The sequence below is a fragment of the Blastococcus sp. OS1-29 genome (assembly GCF_057628075.1).
Map to the genome: position 1 here is coordinate 443,758 of NZ_JBXXJK010000001.1, position 20,082 is coordinate 463,839.

At 73.5% G+C, this 20,082-nt stretch carries 21 protein-coding genes; 10 read left to right on the top strand and 11 right to left on the bottom strand.

Annotation, left to right across the window (positions count from 1 at the left end):
• Positions 1 to 16: 16 nt before the first annotated feature.
• From AC2H4J_RS02185 to AC2H4J_RS02195, 3 genes are all read right to left on the bottom strand, one after another.
• Complete coding sequence (locus tag AC2H4J_RS02185; protein WP_487463184.1) at positions 17 to 1,702, bottom strand: DNA repair helicase XPB; 1,686 nt, start codon at positions 1,700 to 1,702, stop codon at positions 17 to 19.
• Between the two features lie 170 nt (positions 1,703 to 1,872).
• Positions 1,873 to 3,147: a class I SAM-dependent methyltransferase gene (locus tag AC2H4J_RS02190; RefSeq protein ID WP_487463185.1), complete on the bottom strand. Its 1,275-nt coding sequence runs from the start codon at positions 3,145 to 3,147 to the stop codon at positions 1,873 to 1,875.
• 36 nt (positions 3,148 to 3,183) lie between these two features.
• Positions 3,184 to 5,448 carry a helicase-associated domain-containing protein gene (locus tag AC2H4J_RS02195; protein ID WP_487463186.1) on the bottom strand — a complete coding sequence of 755 codons (2,265 nt, stop codon included), beginning with the start codon at positions 5,446 to 5,448 and terminating at the stop codon, positions 3,184 to 3,186.
• Between the two features lie 122 nt (positions 5,449 to 5,570).
• On the opposite strand from AC2H4J_RS02195, the gene AC2H4J_RS02200 reads away from it, so the two are divergent.
• On the top strand, positions 5,571 to 5,786 hold the full coding sequence (locus AC2H4J_RS02200; protein WP_487463187.1) for a hypothetical protein: 216 nt from the start codon (positions 5,571 to 5,573) through the stop codon (positions 5,784 to 5,786).
• A gap of 72 nt (positions 5,787 to 5,858) precedes the next feature.
• Positions 5,859 to 7,514 carry an AMP-binding protein gene (locus tag AC2H4J_RS02205; RefSeq protein ID WP_487463188.1) on the top strand — a complete coding sequence of 552 codons (1,656 nt, stop codon included), beginning with the start codon at positions 5,859 to 5,861 and terminating at the stop codon, positions 7,512 to 7,514.
• Between the two features lie 25 nt (positions 7,515 to 7,539).
• On the opposite strand, the gene AC2H4J_RS02210 is transcribed toward AC2H4J_RS02205, so the two are convergent.
• Together AC2H4J_RS02210 and AC2H4J_RS02215 are read right to left on the bottom strand one after the other, a co-directional pair.
• The gene (locus AC2H4J_RS02210) at positions 7,540 to 7,866 is read right to left on the bottom strand and encodes a hypothetical protein (protein WP_487463189.1); all 327 of its coding nucleotides are present in this window, start codon (positions 7,864 to 7,866) and stop codon (positions 7,540 to 7,542) included.
• 50 nt (positions 7,867 to 7,916) lie between these two features.
• On the bottom strand, positions 7,917 to 8,693 hold the full coding sequence (locus AC2H4J_RS02215) for an endonuclease/exonuclease/phosphatase family protein (RefSeq protein WP_487463190.1): 777 nt from the start codon (positions 8,691 to 8,693) through the stop codon (positions 7,917 to 7,919).
• Positions 8,694 to 8,761: 68 nt separating this feature from the next.
• Between AC2H4J_RS02215 and AC2H4J_RS02220 the strand changes: the two genes are divergently transcribed.
• Positions 8,762 to 9,328, top strand: coding sequence for a hypothetical protein (locus AC2H4J_RS02220; RefSeq protein ID WP_487463191.1), 567 nt, complete (start codon positions 8,762 to 8,764; stop codon positions 9,326 to 9,328).
• Between the two features lie 19 nt (positions 9,329 to 9,347).
• Here AC2H4J_RS02220 and AC2H4J_RS02225 read toward each other — a convergent pair whose 3' ends face one another.
• Complete coding sequence (locus tag AC2H4J_RS02225; protein WP_487463192.1) at positions 9,348 to 10,043, bottom strand: hypothetical protein; 696 nt, start codon at positions 10,041 to 10,043, stop codon at positions 9,348 to 9,350.
• A gap of 155 nt (positions 10,044 to 10,198) precedes the next feature.
• Between AC2H4J_RS02225 and AC2H4J_RS02230 the strand changes: the two genes are divergently transcribed.
• A complete protein-coding gene (locus AC2H4J_RS02230) occupies positions 10,199 to 11,356 on the top strand; it encodes a sensor histidine kinase (protein ID WP_487463193.1) in 1,158 nt (385 codons plus the stop codon).
• Complete coding sequence (locus AC2H4J_RS02235) at positions 11,353 to 12,012, top strand: response regulator (RefSeq protein WP_487463194.1); 660 nt, start codon at positions 11,353 to 11,355, stop codon at positions 12,010 to 12,012. The genes AC2H4J_RS02230 and AC2H4J_RS02235 overlap by 4 nt, the downstream gene beginning before the upstream one ends.
• Positions 12,013 to 12,018: 6 nt before the next feature.
• Here the strand turns inward: AC2H4J_RS02235 and AC2H4J_RS02240 are convergent, their stop codons facing one another.
• Together AC2H4J_RS02240 and AC2H4J_RS02245 are read right to left on the bottom strand one after the other, a co-directional pair.
• A complete protein-coding gene (locus AC2H4J_RS02240; RefSeq protein WP_487463195.1) occupies positions 12,019 to 12,339 on the bottom strand; it encodes a DUF202 domain-containing protein in 321 nt (106 codons plus the stop codon).
• Positions 12,336 to 12,695 (bottom strand): YidH family protein, encoded by a 360-nt coding sequence (locus AC2H4J_RS02245; RefSeq protein WP_487463196.1) that lies wholly within the window; start codon positions 12,693 to 12,695, stop codon positions 12,336 to 12,338. Before AC2H4J_RS02245 ends, AC2H4J_RS02240 begins: the two co-directional genes overlap by 4 nt.
• 119 nt (positions 12,696 to 12,814) lie before the next feature.
• On the opposite strand from AC2H4J_RS02245, the gene AC2H4J_RS02250 reads away from it, so the two are divergent.
• Positions 12,815 to 13,210: a cold-shock protein gene (locus AC2H4J_RS02250; RefSeq protein ID WP_487463197.1), complete on the top strand. Its 396-nt coding sequence runs from the start codon at positions 12,815 to 12,817 to the stop codon at positions 13,208 to 13,210.
• On the opposite strand, the gene AC2H4J_RS02255 is transcribed toward AC2H4J_RS02250, so the two are convergent.
• Together AC2H4J_RS02255 and AC2H4J_RS02260 are read right to left on the bottom strand one after the other, a co-directional pair.
• Positions 13,207 to 13,695 (bottom strand): DUF2771 family protein, encoded by a 489-nt coding sequence (locus tag AC2H4J_RS02255; RefSeq protein ID WP_487463198.1) that lies wholly within the window; start codon positions 13,693 to 13,695, stop codon positions 13,207 to 13,209. The genes AC2H4J_RS02250 and AC2H4J_RS02255 overlap by 4 nt on opposite strands.
• Positions 13,686 to 15,197 (bottom strand): MFS transporter, encoded by a 1,512-nt coding sequence (locus AC2H4J_RS02260; protein WP_487463199.1) that lies wholly within the window; start codon positions 15,195 to 15,197, stop codon positions 13,686 to 13,688. Before AC2H4J_RS02260 ends, AC2H4J_RS02255 begins: the two co-directional genes overlap by 10 nt.
• A gap of 116 nt (positions 15,198 to 15,313) precedes the next feature.
• Here AC2H4J_RS02260 and AC2H4J_RS02265 point away from each other — a divergent pair, with 116 nt between their 5' ends.
• Entirely contained in the window at positions 15,314 to 16,129 is an 816-nt protein-coding gene (locus AC2H4J_RS02265) for a DUF3027 domain-containing protein (protein ID WP_487463200.1), read from the top strand.
• 68 nt (positions 16,130 to 16,197) lie between these two features.
• Here AC2H4J_RS02265 and AC2H4J_RS02270 read toward each other — a convergent pair whose 3' ends face one another.
• The gene (locus AC2H4J_RS02270) at positions 16,198 to 16,431 is read right to left on the bottom strand and encodes a DUF2530 domain-containing protein (RefSeq protein ID WP_487463201.1); all 234 of its coding nucleotides are present in this window, start codon (positions 16,429 to 16,431) and stop codon (positions 16,198 to 16,200) included.
• Between the two features lie 145 nt (positions 16,432 to 16,576).
• On the opposite strand from AC2H4J_RS02270, the gene AC2H4J_RS02275 reads away from it, so the two are divergent.
• The 3 genes from AC2H4J_RS02275 (at position 16,577) to AC2H4J_RS02285 (ending at position 20,062) form a co-directional block, all read left to right on the top strand.
• Positions 16,577 to 18,121, top strand: a complete 1,545-nt coding sequence (locus tag AC2H4J_RS02275) for an NCS2 family permease (protein ID WP_487463202.1) — start codon at positions 16,577 to 16,579, stop codon at positions 18,119 to 18,121.
• A 115-nt stretch (positions 18,122 to 18,236) separates the two neighbouring features.
• A complete protein-coding gene (locus AC2H4J_RS02280) occupies positions 18,237 to 18,671 on the top strand; it encodes a MarR family transcriptional regulator (protein WP_487463203.1) in 435 nt (144 codons plus the stop codon).
• Complete coding sequence (locus AC2H4J_RS02285; RefSeq protein WP_487463204.1) at positions 18,668 to 20,062, top strand: MFS transporter; 1,395 nt, start codon at positions 18,668 to 18,670, stop codon at positions 20,060 to 20,062. Before AC2H4J_RS02280 ends, AC2H4J_RS02285 begins: the two co-directional genes overlap by 4 nt.
• The last annotated feature ends 20 nt before the right edge of the window (positions 20,063 to 20,082 follow it).

The following is a 20,082-nucleotide window of genomic DNA, read 5'->3' on the forward strand; positions in this document are numbered from 1 at the left end:
GGCGCACACGCTTCGTTCAGTCGGCGGGTTCGTCGGTCCAGTCGGGGCCATTGACCTCGCCGAGGCCGGCCAGGTCGGCGGCGTCGACGATCGTGTACGCGTAGCCCTGCTCGGCGAGGAAGCGCTGCCGGTGGGCGGCGTACTCCGCGTCCAGGGTGTCGCGGCTGACCACCGTGTAGAAGTGCGCCTGGCGGCCGTCGGCCTTCGGGCGCAGCACCCGGCCGAGGCGCTGGGCCTCCTCCTGCCGCGACCCGAACGTGCCGGACACCTGGACGGCGACCGCGGCCTCCGGCAGGTCGATCGAGAAGTTGGCCACCTTCGAGACGACGAGCGTGCGGATCTCCCCGTTGCGGAAGGCGTCGAAGAGCTTCTCCCGCTCCTTGTTGGTCGTCGAGCCCTGGATGACGGGCGCGTCGAGCGCGGTGCCGAGCTCCTCGAGCTGGTCGAGGTAGGCGCCGATCACCAGCGACGGCTCGTTCGGGTGCCGCTCGAGCACCCGGCGGATCACCGGCAGCTTCGACTGCGCGGTGGCCGCGATCCGGTACCGCTCCTCGGGCTCGGCGACGGCGTAGGTCATCCGCTCCTCGTCGTCGAGCGACACCCGCACCTCGATGCACTCGGCCGGGGCGATGTAGCCCTGCGCCTCGATGTCGCGCCACGGCGCGTCGTAGCGCTTGGGCCCGATCAGGGAGAAGACGTCGTCCTCACGCCCGTCCTCGCGCACGAGCGTGGCGGTGAGCCCGAGCCGGCGACGGGACTGCAGGTCCGCGGTCAGCCGGAAGATCGGCGCGGGCAGCAGGTGCACCTCGTCGTAGACGATCAGGCCCCAGTCCTGGGCGTCGAACAGGTCCAGGTGCCGGTACTCGCCCTTCCGGCGGGTGGTGATCACCTGGTAGGTGGCGATGGTGACCGGGCGGATCTCCTTGCGCTCGCCCGAGTACTCGCCGATCTCCTCCTCGGTCAGCGACGTCCGCGCGACCAGCTCGCGCTTCCACTGCCGGCCGGCGACGGTGTTGGTCACCAGGATCAGCGTGGTCGCCTTCGCCTCGGCCATCGCCGCGGCGCCGACCAGCGTCTTCCCGGCGCCACAGGGCAGGACGACGACGCCGGAGCCGCCGGCCCAGAAGCCCTCGACGGCCTCCTGCTGGTAGTCGCGCAGATGCCAGTTCGACTGGTCGAGCTCGATCGGGTGCGCGGCGCCGTCGACGTAGCCGGCGAGGTCCTCGGCCGGCCAGCCGATCTTGAGCAGCGCCTGCTTCAGCCGGCCGCGCTCGGAGGCGTGGACGACGATCGAGTCGTCGTCGATCCACGCGCCCAGCATGGGGGCCACCCGCTTGGAGCGGATGACCTCCTCGAGCACGGCCCGGTCGGAGGTGGTGAGCACCAGCCCGTGCACCGGGTTGTTCGCCAGGGTCAGCCGGCCGAACCGGTCCATCGTGTCGGCGATGTCGACCAGCAGCGCGTGCGGCACCGGGTAGCGGGAGTACCGCACCAGCGCGTCGACGACCTGCTCGGCGTCGTGACCGGCGGCGCGGGCGTTCCACAGCGCCAGTGGCGTCACCCGATAGGTGTGCACGTGCTCCGGGGAGCGCTCCAGTTCCGCGAACGGGGCGATCGCCGCGCGGCAGTTCTTGGCCAGCGGGTGGTCGACCTCGAGGAGCAGGGTCTTGTCCGACTGGACGATCAGCGGGCCGTCACTCACGCGTGGCTGTTCCTTCGGGGGGAGAAAGGGGGACTCTCCACCGTAACCGTGAGGGGCGACCGAGACTTCCCGGTACTGCCATCCCGAGCTGACCCCGACGGCGGTCTGTGCCAGTGACCGCGCGACGGTTAGTGCACAAACCGCCGCTCGGTGGCGTCAGACGCGGCGGGTCAGGTCCAGTCGCGGTGCAGCGGCGGTGGGGTGGCGCCCCGCCGCTGCAGGAGCACCTGGTTCAGACCCATCTTTCCTTCCTCGAAGCCGAGGGCGCTCGCCGACATGTAGAGCCGCCACACCCGGGCGCGGCCCTCGCTGGTCAGCGCCACCGCCTCGTCCCAGGAGGACTCGAGATTGCGCACCCACGCGCGCAGCGTCAGCGCGTAGTGCCGGCGCAGCGCCTCGACGTCGATCACCTCGAGGTCGGCCGTCGTCAGGGCGTTGAGCATGTCGCCGATGCTCACCAGCTCGCCGTCCGGGAAGACGTAGCGGGCGATGAAGCTGTCGTCCTCCCAGGTCGTCTCCCCGGCGTCCCAGGAGATCGCGTGGTTGAGCAGCCGTCCGCCGGGGCGCAGCAGCGCCGCGAGGTTCTGCGCGTAGCCGGGCAGCTTGCCGCGGCCGACGTGCTCGGCCATGCCGACCGAGCTGATCGCGTCGAACGGGCCGTCGTCGATCACGCGGTAGTCCTGCACCCGGATGTCGACCTTCTCCGTCAGCCCGGCCTCGGCCACGCGCTTGCGGGCCAGCGCTGCCTGCTCCTGGGACAGCGTGATGCCCACGACCTGCACGTCGTAGCGTTGGGCCGCGTGCAGGGCGAGGCTGCCCCACCCGCAGCCGACGTCGAGCAGCCGCATGCCCGGGCGCAGCGCCAGCTTCCGGCAGACCAGGTCGAGCTTGGCCTCCTGCGCGACCTCCAGGCCCACCGACTCGTCGTCCCAGACGGCGCAGGAGTAGACCATCGAGGGCCCGAGCACGAGCCGGTAGAAGTCGTTGCCGACGTCGTAGTGGTGCGAGACCGCGGCCGCGTCGCGCCGGCGGCTGTGCCGCCGTCCGTACCGGCGGACCCGGACCTCCTCCGCCGGCGGCGCGGGCTCGCGCCCGACGACGCCGAGGGCCAGCCCGGTCCGCACGAGCGACACCCGGTCGGCGACCGAGGGCCCGCCCGACTGCCCGGGAGCCAGGCGGCCCGACGAGCTCAGCGCCGCGAACGCCGCGTACAGGTCGTCGCCGGCCACGTCCAGCTCTCCGGCGACGTAGGCGCGGGCCAGGCCGAGCTCACCCGGCGCCCACACCAGCCGGCGCACGGCCTGCGGCGAGCGGACGACGACCTCCGGGGCGTCCTCGGGCCCGGCCGTGCTGCCGTCCCAGGCGGTCAGCCGGACCGGCAGCCGCTCCACGCCGAGGACGACGGCGAGCGCTCCCGCCAGCCGATCGGCAACGGTCTCCGTCATGTGGGCCTCCCGCCCAAGATGTTGGGGAGATCAACTTTACTGCGCCGGGGAAGCCCCCTGGTCCTCCTCGACGAGTGCGACCGAGGTGATCCGGTGCACCGCGAACGTGCTGTTCTCTCCCCGCCGCTCGTCGTAGCCCTGCAGGAAGCCGCCGGCCAGGGACACCGGGCGCACCACCCGCTGACTGCCGCTGCCCTGGGCGTCGACGTAGCCGAGCCAGACCGGCAGCCCCGCGCTGACCGCCCGGGAGAGCAGCTCCAGCGTGCTCGCCGTGGTCACGCCGGGGATCTGCCGGACCGCCTCGCCGCGGCGGGCGGCCAGCGCCGCGTCGCCGGCGCGCATCTGCCGCACGGTGGCATCCAGTTCGTCGGTGGTGAGCGGCCGCGGGAGGGGAGAGTGCTCGGTGCCCGTCCGTCGTCCGGCTGCCCGCGGACGGGCGGGGGGCCGGGTGAGGACGGCGCCGCCCGGGTTCTCCCCGGCCGGGGCGTACCCGGCTTCGCGGAGCACCGTGAGCACCTCGTCGGCGCCCAGGCCGCTGACCAGCACGCCCGGGGCCAGCCGCCGCAGCTCCGCCGCCGCCGCGCGCCGGTCGTTGAGCACCTGCGACAACAGCCCGTGGTCGTCGGAACGGACGTAGGACTCGACGGCCCCGACGCGGAGCCGGCCGTGCTGCCGCGCGACGTCGTCGATGAGGTAGTCCAGCGCCTGCGGCACCGGGGTGCGCGAGGCCTTCGAGAAGAAGTCGTGCAGGTCGGTCGCCGACCAGCCCGAGTCCAGCGCGCGCCGCACGCTGAACTCCGAGACCCGGAAGACCGTGGCGCCGCCGGAGGACTCGACGTCCGCGACGACGGCGAGGGTGTCGGCCAGCTCGGCGACCAGCGGCCCCGGCGCGATCAGCGACAGGTCGGGCTGGGCCAGCACGTGGTCGACCGGCTCGGGCAGCAGCCCCCGCATGCCGTCGCCCGCGCCGTCCTCGCCGGAGGCCAGCAGGCCGCGGCCGGCGGTGGACAGGACGCCGCCGACGACGACGCCCAGGCGCGCGGCCTCGGCGAGCATCGCCGTCACCGGCGCGAGCCGGTCGGCCCGCCGGGGGGTCCGCCAGCGGAGCAGGGCCACCAGGTCGTCGCCGGCCAGCCCCGAACCCGGCGGGAACTCGGCCAGCACGGTGAGCGCCGAGCGGCGGATCGCCGGTGCCGTGTGGCGCACCAGATCGGGGGAGAGCGGGTTCACGGCCTTGCCGGCCACGTCCCGCTGGCCGACCAGCGACGGCAGCCGCACCCCGGCCAGCCAGCCCACGGCGAGGGCCGCCCACCGGTCCGGCAGGTCCTGCTCGCGCCACACGTCGTAGGTGCGGGTGGGCAGCCACTCGTCGCGGTGCGGGCCGCCCACGTCGAGCAGCCCGGCGGCGTAGGCCAGCTCGAGCAGCCAGGCCGCCTCGGGCTCACCGACGTGCAGCACCCGCGCCAGCCGCTTCTGGTCGCGCACCCCGACGCCGCCGCTGCGCAGCAGCCCGGCCGGCTCCTCCTCCAGGACGGCCAGCAGCTCGCCGACCTTGCCCACGCTCTCCAGCGCCGCCCCGGCCGCGCGCCGGTCCACCGAGCCCTGCTCGTGGGTGGTGAGCGCAGGCTCGGGGCGCAGCCGCGGCGGGCCGTAGGGGCGGTCGCCGCGCAGGCGCAGGCCGATCTCGCGGGGCAGCTCGACGTTGAGCGCGTCGATGCGGGCCAGCAGGCCCCGCTGGAGCAGCCGCCGGGCCGGCGTGCGGGCGCCGTCCGCCGGCCCGTCCGGCAGGTGACCGACCGGGCGCTCGCCGGCGAGCCGCTCCAGCACGGCGCGCTCCTCGGGATCCAGCTCGCCGAGGGCGACGTCGAGGTCGGCCGGCAGCTGCAGGCGCAGCTCGGCCGCCCGCCGGCCCAGCCCTGCCGGGTGCCGGACGGCGCGGCGCACGGGGTCCGGCGCGCGCAGCAGCTCGTCGCCCCACAGCAGGGCCCGCGTGGCCAGCCGGTCGAGCGCGGCGACGAGGACGTCGTCCGGCAGCTCGGGGAGCGCCGCGGGAAGCTCGTCCGCCGTGACTCCGTCGGTGGGCGCGAGCAGGACGACGTCGAGGACCTGCAGGGTCGCCGCGTCCAGCTCGTCGAGGGCGCGGTCGACCGAGACGGGGACGGCGAGCCGGCTGGCCAGCGCGACGACATCGGAGGGGGCGGGACGGGCGACGTCGGGGCGGGCCACCAACAGCGCAGCCAGCTGCTCGTCGCTGCGGGTGCGCAGCCAGGCGGCCAGCGTCGCTGGAGGTTCCGGAGGCATCCGGTCCACGCTACGTCGTCCCGGCAACTACCCGGTCGGAGCACCCTCCGCGTGGCTAGGGGAGACACCGGAGACGCGGCGCGAGAAGATGGGGCGAGACGTCCCCGAGATCCGGAGCTGAGATGGCCAAGCGCAAGGCGAAGAACGTGCACCTGGTGGAGCCGACCTGGGGGGAGTCCGACGGCGGCGGCCCCCCGCTGACGGAGCTCTCCGCGTCGGTCGCCGGGCCGCTCTCGCCGTTCGGTGAGGACCACAGCTTCCCGCTGCCGGTGAGCGCGATCCGCTACGCGCACCCGACCGACAAGCCCAACCGGGCCGGCGTGCAGCTGGTCGACTGAAGGGCCCTCCTGCCCCCCACTGCTCGCAGCGGGACCCTGCAGAAGGGCCGACTCCAAAGGAACGAGGCACCCATGTCCACTCCTGCGCTGCCGTCCTACAGCAGCGGGACCTCCACGGTCCCCCTGCTGGGCGACACGATCGGGGCCAACCTGGATCGGACGGCAGCGCGGGTCGGCGCCCACGAGGCGCTGGTCGAGTGCGCCACGGGCCGCCGGTGGAGCTATCCGGAGTTCCTCGCCGAGGTCGACGCCTGCGCCCTGGGGCTGGACGCCCTGGGTGTGCAGAAGGGCGACCGGGTCGGCATCTGGGCGCCCAACTGCGCCGAATGGGCGTTCGTCCAGTACGGGACGGCGAAGCTCGGCGCGATCCTGGTCAACATCAACCCGGCCTACCGCACGCACGAGCTGTCCTACGTGCTGAAGCAGGCCGGCATCTCGGTGCTGGTCAGCGCCCCGCAGTTCAAGACCAGCGACTACCGGGCCATGGTGGCCGAGGTGCGCGGCGAGTGCCCCGACCTGCGTGAGGTGCTCTTCATCGGCGACCCCGACTGGGAGCAGCTGATGGACACCGGCCGGGCGGGCGACCGGGCGCTGCTGGCCGAGCGGGAGACCCAGCTGTCGGCCGACGACCCGATCAACATCCAGTACACGTCGGGAACGACGGGTTTCCCGAAGGGCGCCACGCTCACCCACCACAACCTGCTCAACAACGGGTTCTTCGTGGGCGAGGGCTGCACCTACACCGAGGCCGACCGCATCTGCATCCCGGTGCCCTACTACCACTGCTTCGGCATGGGCATGGGCAACCTGGCGGCCACCTCCCACGGCGCGACGATGGTCATCCCGGCGCCCGGTTTCGACCCCGCCCTGACGCTGCAGGCGGTGCAGGACGAGCGGTGCACGTCGCTGTACGGCGTCCCCACGATGTTCATCGCAGAGCTGGCGCTGCCCGACTTCGCCGACTACGACCTCTCCACCCTGCGCACCGGGATCATGGCCGGCTCGCCCTGCCCGGTGGAGGTGATGAAGCGGGTGGTCGCCGAGATGGGCATGGAGGAGGTGACCATCTGCTACGGCATGACCGAGACCTCGCCGGTGTCCACCCAGACCGGTGCCGACGACGACCTGGACCGCCGGACGTCGACGGTCGGGCAGGTGCACCCGCACCTCGAGGTCAAGGTGGTCGACCCGGCGACCGGCCTGACCGTGCCCCGCGGTGAGCCGGGGGAGTTCTGCACCCGCGGCTACTCGGTGATGCTCGGCTACTGGAACGAGCCGGAGAAGACCGCCGAGGTCATCGACGCCGCGCGCTGGATGCACACCGGCGACCTCGCGGTCATGGACGCCGAGGGCTACCTGAACATCGTCGGCCGGATCAAGGACATGGTCATCCGCGGCGGGGAGAACGTGTACCCGCGGGAGATCGAGGAGTTCCTCTACAGCCACCCCGACATCGTCGACGCGCAGGTCATCGGTGTCCCGGACGAGCGCTACGGCGAGGAGCTCATGGCGTGGGTGCGCCTGCGCCCCGGGGCCCCGCCGCTCACCGCCGAGGGGCTGCGCGAGTTCTGCGCCGGCAAGCTCGCCCACTACAAGGTGCCGCGCTACGTCAAGATCGTCGACGAGTTCCCGATGACGGTGACCGGCAAGATCCGCAAGGTCGAGATGCGCACGGTCTCGGTGGAAGAGCTCGGCCTGGAGTCGGCGGCGTCGATCAAGAACGCCTGAACGGCGGTCGGTGCACCGACCGCCGCTACGCCTTGGCCTTGTCCGACGACGTCGGGGTGAACCGGACGATCAGCTTCGACAGCAGGCTGCCGGCGACGACCCAGATGAGTGCGGCCAGCCCGTCGTTGATCGCCTCGGCGATCTTCGGGTCCGACGGCGTGAAGAGGTTCTTGGTGAACCAGCCGAAGGTGTCCCGCCAGCCGGCCGTGAACGTCACCAGCGGGTTGGTCGGGTTCGCCTCGAACAGCACGAAGACCGCGTGGATGACGATCAGCGCGGCGATGACCGAGCAGACGACCCGGACGACCGTGGCGAGGAGCGAGAAGACGCGCGCTGAACCGGTGCTGGCCATGACCGCATCGTGACGCACGAGGGGCAGGTACGCGAGTCGTCGGGTAACGGTCAGACCGGCCCGCAGGGGACGACGAGCGGGCGGTGATCGGACAGCCCGAGGCGCGGTGTCTCGGCGGGACCGGTCGCCCGGAGCCCGCCGCGCACCAGCACGTGGTCGAGCTGCCGCCGGGGCTCGTCGATCGGGAAGGTCGGCGCGGCCCCGGTTCCGCGCATGCCCGTCACCTGGGTGGCCTGGGCCGGCCCCATGTTGAGGTCGCCCATCAGTACCAGCGGCTCCGGCGTGCCGGTGAGCGACCGGACGAGCCGGCTCAGTTGCAGCGCGCTCCAGGCGGGGATGAAGGACAGGTGCGTGGTGCAGACCGTGAACTCCCCGAACGGCCCGTCGAGGACGGCGGCGACCGCGACCCGGGGCTCGTCGCGCACCCAGACCGGCTTGCGCGAGCCGGTGAACCACATCGGCACACTGACCCGCAGTGCCGGCAGCCGGATCACCCGCCACGAGACGACCGGGTAGCGGGACAGCAGGGCGATGCCGTAGGTGGCGGAGCCGGGCTGCTCGTCACCGGTGGCGGCCATCCAGGTGCCGCCCGGGGTGCCGGCGAGGGCGGCGACGAACTGGTGCTCGGTGGCGCCCATCGCCTCGGCGGCCACGGCCGTGAGGTCGGCGCCGAGCGATCGCGGCTGGTCCCGGTCGACCTCCTGGAGCCCGAGCACGTCGACGTCCAGGCTCTTCACGGCGGCGGCCAGCCGGTCGATGTCGACCGCGCCGTCGTCCAGGGAACGACCGTGCAGGATGTTGAAGGTCGCGATGCGCACGTCCGCCATGTGCCCCGCCCGGGCCGCTTCTACCGTGTTCGTGCGTGCCGCAGGCGCCGACGGGTAGCAGGACCGGCGTGCAGCCATCGGACCGGGACGAGATCCGCGACCTCCTCAAGCGCACCGCGGTCGCGCTCAAGCACGGCGACGTCCCGTTCGCGCTGTGCGGCGGGTACGCCGCCTGGGTGCGGGGCGCCCCGGAACCCGACCACGACGCGGACTTCCTCATCCCCGAGGCGGAGGCGGAGCGGGCCGCCACGGCGCTGGCCGACGCGGGGCTGGAGGTGCAGGAACCCGCCGAGGACTGGCTGGTCAAGGTCGTGGCGGGGGGCTCGTTCGTCGACGTGCTCTGGCGCACCTGCGGTCACCCGGTGGAGTCGGACCTGATCGACCGCGCCGACGTCCTGCCCGTCCTGTCGGTGCACATGCCGGTGCTGACCGCCACCGACATCGTCGTCACCAAGCTGCACGCCCTCGACGAGCACTACTGCGACTTCGGCCGGCTGCTGCCGGTGGCCCGCGCGCTGCGCGAGCAGGTGGACTGGGCCGCGGTCGGCCGCGAGGTCGCGGACAACGACTTCGCGGCCGTCTTCCTGCAACTGCTGGACCGGCTCGGGATCGTCGAGGATCCGGCCGCCGCCTGAGCTCCGGTCGTCCGTCGCCTCAGCCGCCGGCAGGGACCCGGACGTCGGCGCGCGCGGTCCGGACGCTCCGGACGGCGCCGGTGAGGTCGAACGCCACGATCGTGAGGCCGGCGGCGACTCCCCACTGCGCGGCGATCTCGAGCGCGCCGGAGAGCCCGGCGAAGTGCACGAGCGCGGCCGCGCTGACCACGGCCGGGCCCCACCAGCGGACGGCCCCGGACCGGGCCAGCGCCAGGCAGGTCAGGGCCACGACGGGCATGCCCAGGAGGCCGACGACCCCGACGGGCACCGACCACCATCCCGGGGCCTCCGAGAGGCGGTCGAGGAACGCGTTCATCGCGGCCGGATCCAGGTCGGCGGCCGTCGTCTCCAGGGCCAGCAGGTGCAGCATGCCGAAGGCGCCGAAGCAGGTGGAGAGCACCAGGACCAGCGTCGCGCCGATCCGGCCGCCGGTCCGGCCGCGGAGCCGCGCGAGCAGTCCGACCGCGGCATACGCGAGCAGCACTCCCGAGAGGACGTGCAGCAGCCCGGCGGACGCGATCCGGCCGGCGCCGCCGGCCATCGCGGCGACGTCGTCGAGTGCGTCGAGATCACCCAGCAGCGTCTCGGCGACCGCGATCGGCACCCAGCTCAGGCCGAGGGCGAGGGCAGTGGCGCGGCCGCTCAGCGGAAGGTCGCCGTGTCCCTGCAGGTCGGCGGTGGGCGTGGGTGCCATCGAGTGCTCCTGTTCGTCGATCGGAGCGGCCGACGCTAGGAGCGCGGTGCGGCCGCCGTCGTCCTCCCGGCGCCGATGGTTCTGTCAACCCTGGGTGATCACCCGATCGACGCAGGGTGCTGCTGGAACCGGCCTCCACGCCCTAGCGTGGCTCCGTGCGACCGCTCCCGGCCTCCGCGCGGCCTCCCGTGCTCGACGCGGTGCCGGCGCTCGCGCTGCTCCTCCTCGGGTGGGCCAACATCGCGTTCGGGCTGGGCAGCTTCGACGCCGGCGAGTCGCGCGTGCTCGACGCCGTCCTCCTCCCGGTCAGCGTCCTGCCGCTGGCCTGGCGCCGCGTCGCGCCCTGGCCGGCGTTCCTGCTGGTCGCGGGCGGCATCCTGGTGCCCGACCTGTTCATCCGCACCGGCTTCACGACCTACGGTGAGTTCCTCGCGCTCGTCCTCGCGCTCTACACGGTGTCCGCCCACGCCGCCGTCCGGTACGCCGTTCCCGCGCTGCTGATCAGCCAGCTGGAGTTGCTCGTGCTGGCCGCGCGGCGGCCGGACTTCGACGACCTCGGCGCCTACCTCTTCTGGACCGTCGTCACCGTCGGGCCGTGGGCCGCGGGACTGACTGCCGCCGCTCTGCGTCGGCGCAATGCCGCGCTGCACGACCTGGCCGCCCACCAGGCGGAGCTGGCGCGGCAGGCGATCGTCGACGAACGTGTCCGCATCTCGCGAGAGCTGCACGACGTGATCTCCCACCACGTGACCCTCATGGTGGTGCAGGCGTCGGTGGCCGACCGGCTGCTGCATAACGACCCCGCCCGGGCCCGGGCGGCACTCGCGCACGTGGCGCGCGCCGGACGCAGCGCGGTCGAGGAGCTGGAGCTCCTCCTGCAGGTGCTGCGCACCCAGCCGGACGAGAGTCCCGCGTCGCCACCGCCGTCGCTGGCCCGGCTCGGCCAGCTCCAGGACGACCTGCGGGCCGCGGGCCTCCGCGTGGACTGCACGGTCGAGGGCGACCGGCGCGAGCTCGCGCCGGCCGTCGACGCCTCCGCCTACCGGATCCTGCAGGAGGCGCTCACCAACGTGCTGCGGCACTCCGGCGGGGATACCGCCCGGCTGTGGCTGCGGTACGGCCCACGACAGCTCGAGCTCGAGGTGTGCGACGACGGCCGGGGGCGTCCGGTGCCTGCGCGCTCAGGCGGAACCGGTCTGGTGGGCATGCGGGAACGGGCGCTGTTGCACGGCGGCACGTTCGAGGCCGGCCGGTCCGCCGGCGGTGGTTTCCGCGTCCACGTGTCCCTGCCGGTCGCCCCGGGAACCACATGACGTCCCCGGCCATCCGCCTGGTCATCGCCGACGACGAGGAACTGATCCGTAGCGGCTTCCGCTTCCTCCTCGACGCTGAACCCGATCTCCAGGTCGTGGCCGCCGTCGCGGACGGCCGCGCGGCGGTTGCCGCCTGCCGCGAGGAGCGGCCGGACGTGGTGCTGCTCGACGTCCGGATGCCCGTCCTCGACGGGATCGCCGCCGCTGCCCAGATCCTGCAGCTCCCCGATGCGCCCCGCGTCGTCATGCTGACGACGTTCGACCGGGACGAGTACGTCCACGAGGCGCTGGGTGCCGGCGTCAGCGGTTTCCTGCTGAAGACCGTCTCGCCCGCCCGCCTGGCGCAGGCCGTGCGACAGGCCGCTGCGGGCGAGACGTTGCTCGCGCCTCAGCTGACGCGGCGGCTCGTCGACGACTTCGTCCGGCGTCCGAGGCTCCGCGACGGCCGGGTCCCGCAACTGACCGAACGGGAGGCGCAGGTGCTCCGCGCCGTGGCCAAGGGGCGTTCCAACGCGGAGGTCGGGGCCGAGCTCTTCCTCAGCGAGGCGACCGTGAAGACCTATCTGAGCCGCATCCTGCTCAAGCTCGGGCTCCGCGACCGGGCCCAGGCCGTGAGCTACGCCTACGAGCAGGGGCTCGTGCGGCCGGGGGAGTGACCACGGTCAGTACGCGACGACCACGCCGACGGCGGCCGCTGCAGCGGTGGCCACCGCGACGGCGGTCACCGCGGCGACCATGCCCGGCGCAGAGACGGCCGTGCTCGTGGCAACGCTCCGGCGCACCTGGCGGTAGCGCACTCGGGCCAACCCGGCCAGGGTGCCCAGCCCGCAGAGGGCCGCCACGCACCCCGCGACCAGCAGGGCCGGCGAGCCGCTCCGTATCGCGCTGTGCGCCAGGAGCCCGGCCACCGCCAGCGCCCCGAAGCCGGTCCGCTGCCAGGACAGCGCCGTCCGCTCCGGCTGGGTCTCCATCGGGGAGCTCACCGGCCGATCACCTGGACGGCGACGAGGACGGCGACCACGGTGATGACGGCGGCGACCGCCGTGGCGACCGCGGGCAGCAGCCGGCTGACCGGCAGCGGCCGGTCGGCGCCGATCGCCTCCTCGTTGGCCCGCCAGCGGCGGTAGCCTGCGACGGCCGTGCCGAGCCCGGTCAGGACCAGCGCGAACGCCACCGCGGCGCTGCCCCAGCGGACCCCGAGGTCAGGGGCGTAGGTCGCCACGGCGACCCCGCCGGCGACGAGCGCCAGGCCGGTGCGCAGCCAGGCGAGGAGGGTGCGTTCGTTGGCGAGGGTGAACCGGTAGTCCGGGTGCGCGGGAGGCTGCTGGTCGGGGCGCACCGGGTCAGGCTAGGGCGGGGACGTCGTCGGCACTAACCTGGGCGCGTGCGGCCACCACGCCGCCGTCGTCCCTCCGGCCCGCGTGCCGGCCCTGGTAGCGAGTGACTGAGGAATCCAACGTGCCCACCGGCAAGGTCAAGTGGTTCAACCCGGAGAAGGGTTTCGGCTTCCTCGCGCGCGAGGACGGCCCCGACGTCTTCGTGCACAAGGACGCGCTCCCTGCGGGGACGGCGGAGCTGAAGCCGGGCCAGCGGGTGGAGTTCGGCATCGTCGCCGGCAAGCGCGGTGACCAGGCGCTGCAGGTGCGCATCCTCGACCCGCTGCCCTCGGTGGCGGCCAAGGTCGCGGAGCGCAGCCGGAAGAAGCCCGACGAGCTGATCCCGATCATCGAGGACCTCATCAAGCTGCTCGACGACGTCGGCGAGGGCCTGCGCCGCGGGCGGCACCCCGACCGCGGGGAGTCCCGCAAGGTCGCGTCGGTGCTGCGCGCGGTCGCGTCGGACCTGGAGTCCTAACCGGCCGGCGGGGCGCTGCTGGACGGCGCCCCGCCGACGTCGCCGCCCGCACGGAGGAAGCCGACCGGCCAGGCGCCGGAGAACTCCCCGCAGGCCCCACCCTTCTTCTCGACCACGACGAGGTAGAACGCCGGGGGGACGACGTCGGAGGTGTTGATCCCGTCGAAGACCCGCTTGCCGTCGGGGACGTCGACCTCGCCGATCGCCTGCTCGAGCTTCTCGTCGAAGACCTGGACGCTCCAGCCGCGCTCCGCCACTGACGCCGGCACCTTCAGGGTGATCGCCGAGTCGGGGGAGACCTCGATGATCGGCGGGGTGGTGTCGTAGCGCTTGCCGTCCCCGTCCAGGCAGAACTGGGTGGGGTGGACCGGAACCTGCTGGGAACCGACCGCCACGTCGACGTCCTCCGGGGCCGCGGCCTGCCCGCGGCTGCACCCGGCGAGGACGAGCAGCAGCAGGGCAGCGGCGCACCTGCCTACGACCACCGCTGCTCCACAGGGGTCGTCGGGGCGTCCGGGGAGACCTCGCGGAACGGGCGCGGGGTGGCGCGGTACATGCTCCAGACGATCAACCCGACGGTGAGCACCAGCAGCCCGGCCGCCACGGTGAAACCGAGCCAGCCGGTCGGGGGGAGTGCGATGCCGAAGGCGCCGCCGACCACCCACGCCAGCTGCAGCCAGGTCTCCGAGCGCGCGAACGCGGAAGCCCGCAGGCTCTCCGGCACCTCGCGCTGGATGATCGCGTCCAGCGAGACCTTGCCCAGCGCGTTCGTCACCGAGGAGACGAGCACGACGGCCGCGGCCATGGCGAAGCTGTAGAAGACCGCGGCCACGACCGTGATGGCCGCGGCCGCGGCGGCGGAGAACAGCACGAGCCGGTCGGGGTCGGCGGCGTGCAGCCGGGAGCCGGCGGCCGTGCCGGCGAAGCTGCCCACCCCCGCGGCCAGGGCGAGCGCACCGAGGGCCAGGGTCGCCTTCCATCCCCCCGGGAAGGTGGCCTGGATGAGGAACGCGGCGAAGATCGTCAGGAACCCGCCGAGGCCGCGCAGCGCCGCGTTGGCGCGCAGGGCGAGGACGACGTGCGGGCTGACGCGGCGGCGGCGCCCCTTGCCGACGGGGATCTCCGCGGTGGTCAGCACGTCGGCCGGCAGCTCGCCGCCGGGCACGTCGACGTGGTGGGGGAGCCGGATCGCGAACGCCCCGCCGACGAGGAACACGGCCGCTGTCGCGCCCAGCTCCCAGTCGAACCCCAGCACCTTCGCGATGCCGGCGCCGATGCCGCCCGCCACGGCCGCGGTCGCCAGGCCGAACACCGACAGGCGCGCGTTGGCCGACGTCAGCGACATGGCCTGCGGCAGCACGCGGGGGACGACGGCAGCCTTCAGGACGTTGTGCGCCTTCGAGAGGACCAGCACGCCGAGGGCCGAGGGATAGAGCCACAGGTCGTGGAAGTGGCTCATCATCACGAGGGCGAGGACGCCGCGGCCGAGCTGGCTGCCGGCCATCGCCCAGCGCCGTCCGCGCTGGAGCTTGTCCAGCGCCGGCCCGATCACCGGCGCCAGGACGGCGAACGGCGCCATCGTGACCAGGAGATAGAGCGCCACGTTGCCGCGCTGGGTGCCGCTGGCGGCCGCGAAGAAGAGGGTGCCCGCGAGCGAGACGGCGACCATCGCGTCACCGGCCATGTGGAGCGCGTTGACCCACAACAGCTGGGTCAGGCCGCTCTCGGCAGCCCCGTCGGCCCGGCTGGCCGCCTGCACCCGGTGGGCGGCGGCCGCGGTGAGCTGGCGGGAGCGGGCCACGGCCACGCGGGTCACGGTCACCTTCGGAGCCGGGGAGGTCACCGGCGGCACGACGTCCGTCGGTTGCTCGTCCGGTCGCCACCAGCCACCGGCGTCGTCCGAGGGCCCGCCGGGCCGGGGCACGCCCAGGGGCGTGGTGTCGATCCGGTCGGGCCCGGTCGGCTCGGAACGCCCGGAGGACCGCACGCGCCGACCCGAACCGGGCGGACGACGGGAGGCGGGCACGGGTCCATGGTGCCGCACGAGTCCGTGCGCGGGAGCCGGTCGACCCCCGCGGGCGGTTCGTCAGGGACAATGGCCGGGTGAGCGACTTCTCCGGACACGCACGGTCCGTTCCCGACCCCGCCCTGGTGGCCGCGGTGGACCTGGCCCGTGCCGCCGCGGTCGAGACCGCGGGCGACCCGCAGGTCGTCGGCGACCACCTCGGCGCGACGCCCGAGGCGGTGGCGCCGGAGACCGGCGAGGTCCCCGTCGAGGCGCTCGGCAGCGTCCTCACCCACAGCTTCGAGAGCCGTCTACCCGGCTACGTCGGCTGGCACTGGGCCGTCACCGTCACCCGTGCGGCCGGCGACGACGAGGTCACCGTCGACGAGGTCGTGCTGCTGCCCGGCGAGTCGGCGCTGCTGGCCCCGGCGTGGGTGCCGTGGCACGAGCGGCTGCGCCCGGGCGACCTCTCGGTCGGCGACGTCCTGCCCTCGACCGAGGACGACCCCCGGCTCGCGCCCGCGTACACCGTCGACGACGACTCGGCCGACGACCCCGAGGGCAGCGTCGTGGCCTTCGAGCTCGGGCTGGGCCGCGAGCGGGTGATGTCCGCGGAGGGCCGCGGCGAGGCGGTCGGGCGCTGGACGGCCGGGGAGTTCGGTCCCGAGTCCTCCATGGCCCGGCACGCGCCCGGTCCGTGCGTGACCTGCGGGTTCTACCTGCCCCTGGCCGGCTCCCTGCGTCAGCAGGTGGGTGCGTGCGGCAACGCCTACGCCCCCGCCGACGGCCGCGTCGTCACCGCCGATTACGGCTGCGGGGCGCACAGCCAGGCGACGCTCGTCGTCGACGAGACGACCGAGGTCGTCCGGACGGCGCGCTACGACACCGGCGGGTTCGACGTCCTCACCGACTGAAGAAGGAACCCCCTTCCTCCCCGCCCTTCGCACGCTCGGGGCGGGCCCCTGGAAGGGGGCTGCGCTGCTCAGTCCCGGTGGCGGTCGCGCCGGGGGAGCTGGCCCTGCAGGCGCATGATGCCCAGGCCCAGCAGCCCCAGCCCGATCGCCGCGACGCACGTCCAGGTCCACATCCGGTCGACCCGGTCGCCGAGCAGCAGCAGGGCCACGAGGGCGATAGCCCACAGACCGGTGCCGGCGAGCACCACGCGCGCGGTGTCCACCTGCAGCGGGGGCGGGGCCTGCTTCGTCGGTCCGGGCACGATGTGACCTTAGGCGGACTACATCACGATCCGTACCGACCTGGCCTCCGGCGGACGATCATGTGGCACGCTGTCGCCGCCCAACCGGCCGGTGGGGGGCGCGCCCCCGGACCGGTCAGGAGACCGTTCGCACCGGGGAGTCCGAATGCCCGACAAGTCTCGTCCCTCCAGGGGAGCCGGCAGCGCGAAGGCCACGGCCGTCGACGACACCGGCACGCCGGCCGACGTCATCGGGGGCGCCGCCCCGCCCCGCCGCAGCGAGGGGCCGCGACCCCGGCCGAGGAACGGGCTCGACCGCTACTTCGAGATCAGCGCGCGCTACTCGAGCGTCGGCCGCGAGCTGCGCGGCGGCCTCACCACCTTCTTCACGATGGCCTACATCGTGGTGCTCAACCCGATCATCCTGTCCGGCGCGGACATCCACGGGAGCAAGCTCCCGTTCACCTCGGTCGCGGCGGTGACCGCGCTGGTCGCCGGTGTGATGACGATCCTCATGGGTGTCGTCGGCCGCTACCCGTTCGCGGTGGCCGCCGGGCTGGGCATCAACGCGATCGTCGCCGTGTTCGCCGCCACGCAGATGACGTGGCCGGAGATCATGGGCCTGATCGTCCTCGAGGGCCTGGTGATCACCGTGCTGGTGCTCACGGGCTTCCGGCGGGCCGTCTTCGAGGCGATCCCACCGCAGCTGAAGACGGCGATCGCCGTCGGCATCGGCTTCTTCCTGACGATCATCGGGCTCGCCGATGCCGGCATCATCCGCCCGGGCATCCCGCTGATCAGCTTCGGCGTGAACGGCGAGCTCGCCGGGTGGCCCACGCTGATCTTCGTCGTCGGCCTGCTGCTGACCAGCGTGCTCGTCGTCCGCAAGGTGAAGGGCGCGCTGCTGATCGGCATCGTCGTCTCGACGATCCTGGCGATCATCATCGAGGCGGCCGCGAAGATCGGGCCGCGCACCGGTGCCGACGGCAAGGAGGTCAACTCGCACGGCTGGGCGCTGCAGGTGCCGAAGCTGCCGAGCAGCGTGGTCGACAAGCCGGACTTCTCGGTCATCGGCCACTTCTCGCTGTTCGGCGGCTTCTCCCGCATCGGTGTCGTCGCGGCCATCCTCATCGTGTTCTCGCTGATGATCGCCGACTTCTTCGACACGGTGGGCACCGTGACGGCGGTGGGCGCCGAGGCCGGGCTGCTCGACGAGGAGCACAACCTGCCCAAGTCGCAGTCGGTGCTGCTGATCGACTCGCTGGCCGCCGCGGCCGGTGGCGCTGGCAGCGTCTCGTCGAACACCACCTACGTCGAGAGCGCCTCCGGTGTCGCCGACGGCGCCCGCACCGGGCTGGCCAGCGTGGGCACCGGCGTGCTCTTCCTCGTCGCGATGTTCTTCACCCCGCTGGTGCAGATCGTGCCCTCGGAGGCCGCCGCCCCGGCGCTGGTCATCGTCGGCGCGCTGATGATCAGCCAGCTGCGCTACCTGGTCTGGGACGACATGGCCCTGGTCATCCCGGCGTTCCTGACCATCGCGCTCATGCCGTTCACGTACTCGATCACCAACGGCATCGGCGCCGGCGTCCTCAGCTACGTGCTGCTGCAGTCGGTCACCGGCGGCCGGCGGCGGATCCACCCGCTGATGTGGCTGATCGCAGTGCTGTTCCTGGTCTACTTCCTGCTGAACCCGCTGCAGCAGCTGCTGTAGCAGCTCCCACATCCGGGGTGTTCTGGACGCGAAGGCGTGCGGAACACCCCGGACGCGCGTCCGCCGTCGGCGCGGTGCTGAGCACTGCTAAGGATCCGGGGCTACCCTCGGCCTCGTGAGCCGGACGACGCTGGACACCGCGGCGCTCGCCCACGACCTGCGCCTGGCGGTCATGCGGCTGTCCCGCCGGCTGCGCAGCCATCGTGTGAACACCTCCGTCACCCTCACCCACCTGGCCGCCCTCTCCACGCTCAAGCGGCACGGCCCGATGAGTCCCGGTGAGCTGGCCGCCCACGAGCGGGTGCAGCCGCCGTCGATGACCCGCGTGGTCGTCGCCCTGGAGGGCATGGGGCTGGTGACCCGCACACCGCACCCCACCGACGGGCGGCAGGTCGTCATCGGGCTCACCGACGGCGCCGACGAGTTGCTGTCGGCCGAGGCGCGAGCCCGGGAGGCCTGGCTCAGCGGCCGGCTGCAGCAGCTGCCGGCCGAGGACCGTGCCGTGCTGCGCGAGGCGGCGGTCATCATGGACAAGCTGGCCAGTGGGTGACCCGGCTGCCGACTGACTCCAGCACCGAACCCGCGGCCCCCGCCCCGGACAACGGCATGTTCCGCGCGCTCCGGGTGCGCAACTTCCGCATCTACGCGTCGGCGAACCTGGTCAGCCTCACCGGTACCTGGATGCAGCGGATCGGCCAGGACTGGCTGGTCCTGCAGCTCTCCCACGACAGCGGGGTCGCCCTCGGCCTGGTCACCGCGCTGCAGTTCGCGCCGACGCTGCTGCTCAGCATGTACGGCGGGGTGCTCGCCGACCGCTACGCCAAGCGCCGCGTCCTGCTGATCACCCAGGCACTGATGGGGCTGCTCGCGCTGGTGCTCGCGGTCCTGGTCGCCACGGACGGGGTCGCCCTGTGGCACGTCTTCGTCCTGGCCGGCGGTCTGGGGGCGGTGTCCGCCGTCGACGCCCCGGTGCGCCAGGCGTTCGTCTCCGAGATGGTCGGCCCGGCGCTCCTCACCAATGCCGTCAGCCTGAACTCGACGATCTTCAACGGCGCCCGGCTGGTCGGCCCGTCTCTCGCCGGCCTGCTCATCGGGGCCTCGGGGGGCGACACCGCGCCGGCGTTCTTCGTCAACGCCGCGAGCTTCGCCTTCACCATCGGCGCGCTGGCCGGGATGCGGGCCGCGGAGCTGAAGCCGAGCCGCCCGGTCGCCCGCGGCAAGGGGCAGCTCCGGGCCGGGCTGGCGTACACCTGGGCGCACCCCGACCTGGTGCTCGCCATGGTGCTCGCGTTCGTGATCGGCACGTTCGGCTTCAACTACCAGGTCACCATCGCGCTGATGGCCCGCGAGGTGTTCCACCTCGGCGCCGAGGCCTTCGGCCTGCTCTCCACCGCATTCGCCGTCGGGTCGCTCAGCGGCGCGCTGCTGTCGACGCGGCGCAGCGTCCGCCCGCGGCAGCGGTTCCTCGTCGGCTCGGCCGTCGTCTTCGGGCTGCTCACCGTCGTCGCGGGCCTGATGCCCGGTTATGCGTCGTTCGCCGTGCTGCTGGTGCCCACGGGCGCGGCCGCCCTGGTGTTCAGCGTGGCCAACAACAGCTTCGTCCAACTGGGCGCCGACCCGCAGATGCGTGGCCGGGTCATGGCGCTCTACTTCATGTGCTTCATGGGGGGCACGCCGATCGGGGCACCGCTGATCGGCTGGATCTCCGAGAACCTCGGCGCACCGTGGGGGCTCATCCTCGGCGGCGCGGTCTGCGTCGTAGCCGGGCTGACCGCCGCCGCCTTCCTCGCGCGTGGCCGTGCGGTGCGGCTGGAGGCCCGGCTCACGCCGCCCCGGCTCTACCTGCGGGTCGGCCCGCCGGCCGTCGCGTCGCCACCGCTGCGGGCGGCGGAGGAGGCCGTCGCCGACCGTGCGCCGGGGGTCCAGGCCCGCGGCGGCTGACCCGGGCGGGAGTAGCCTCG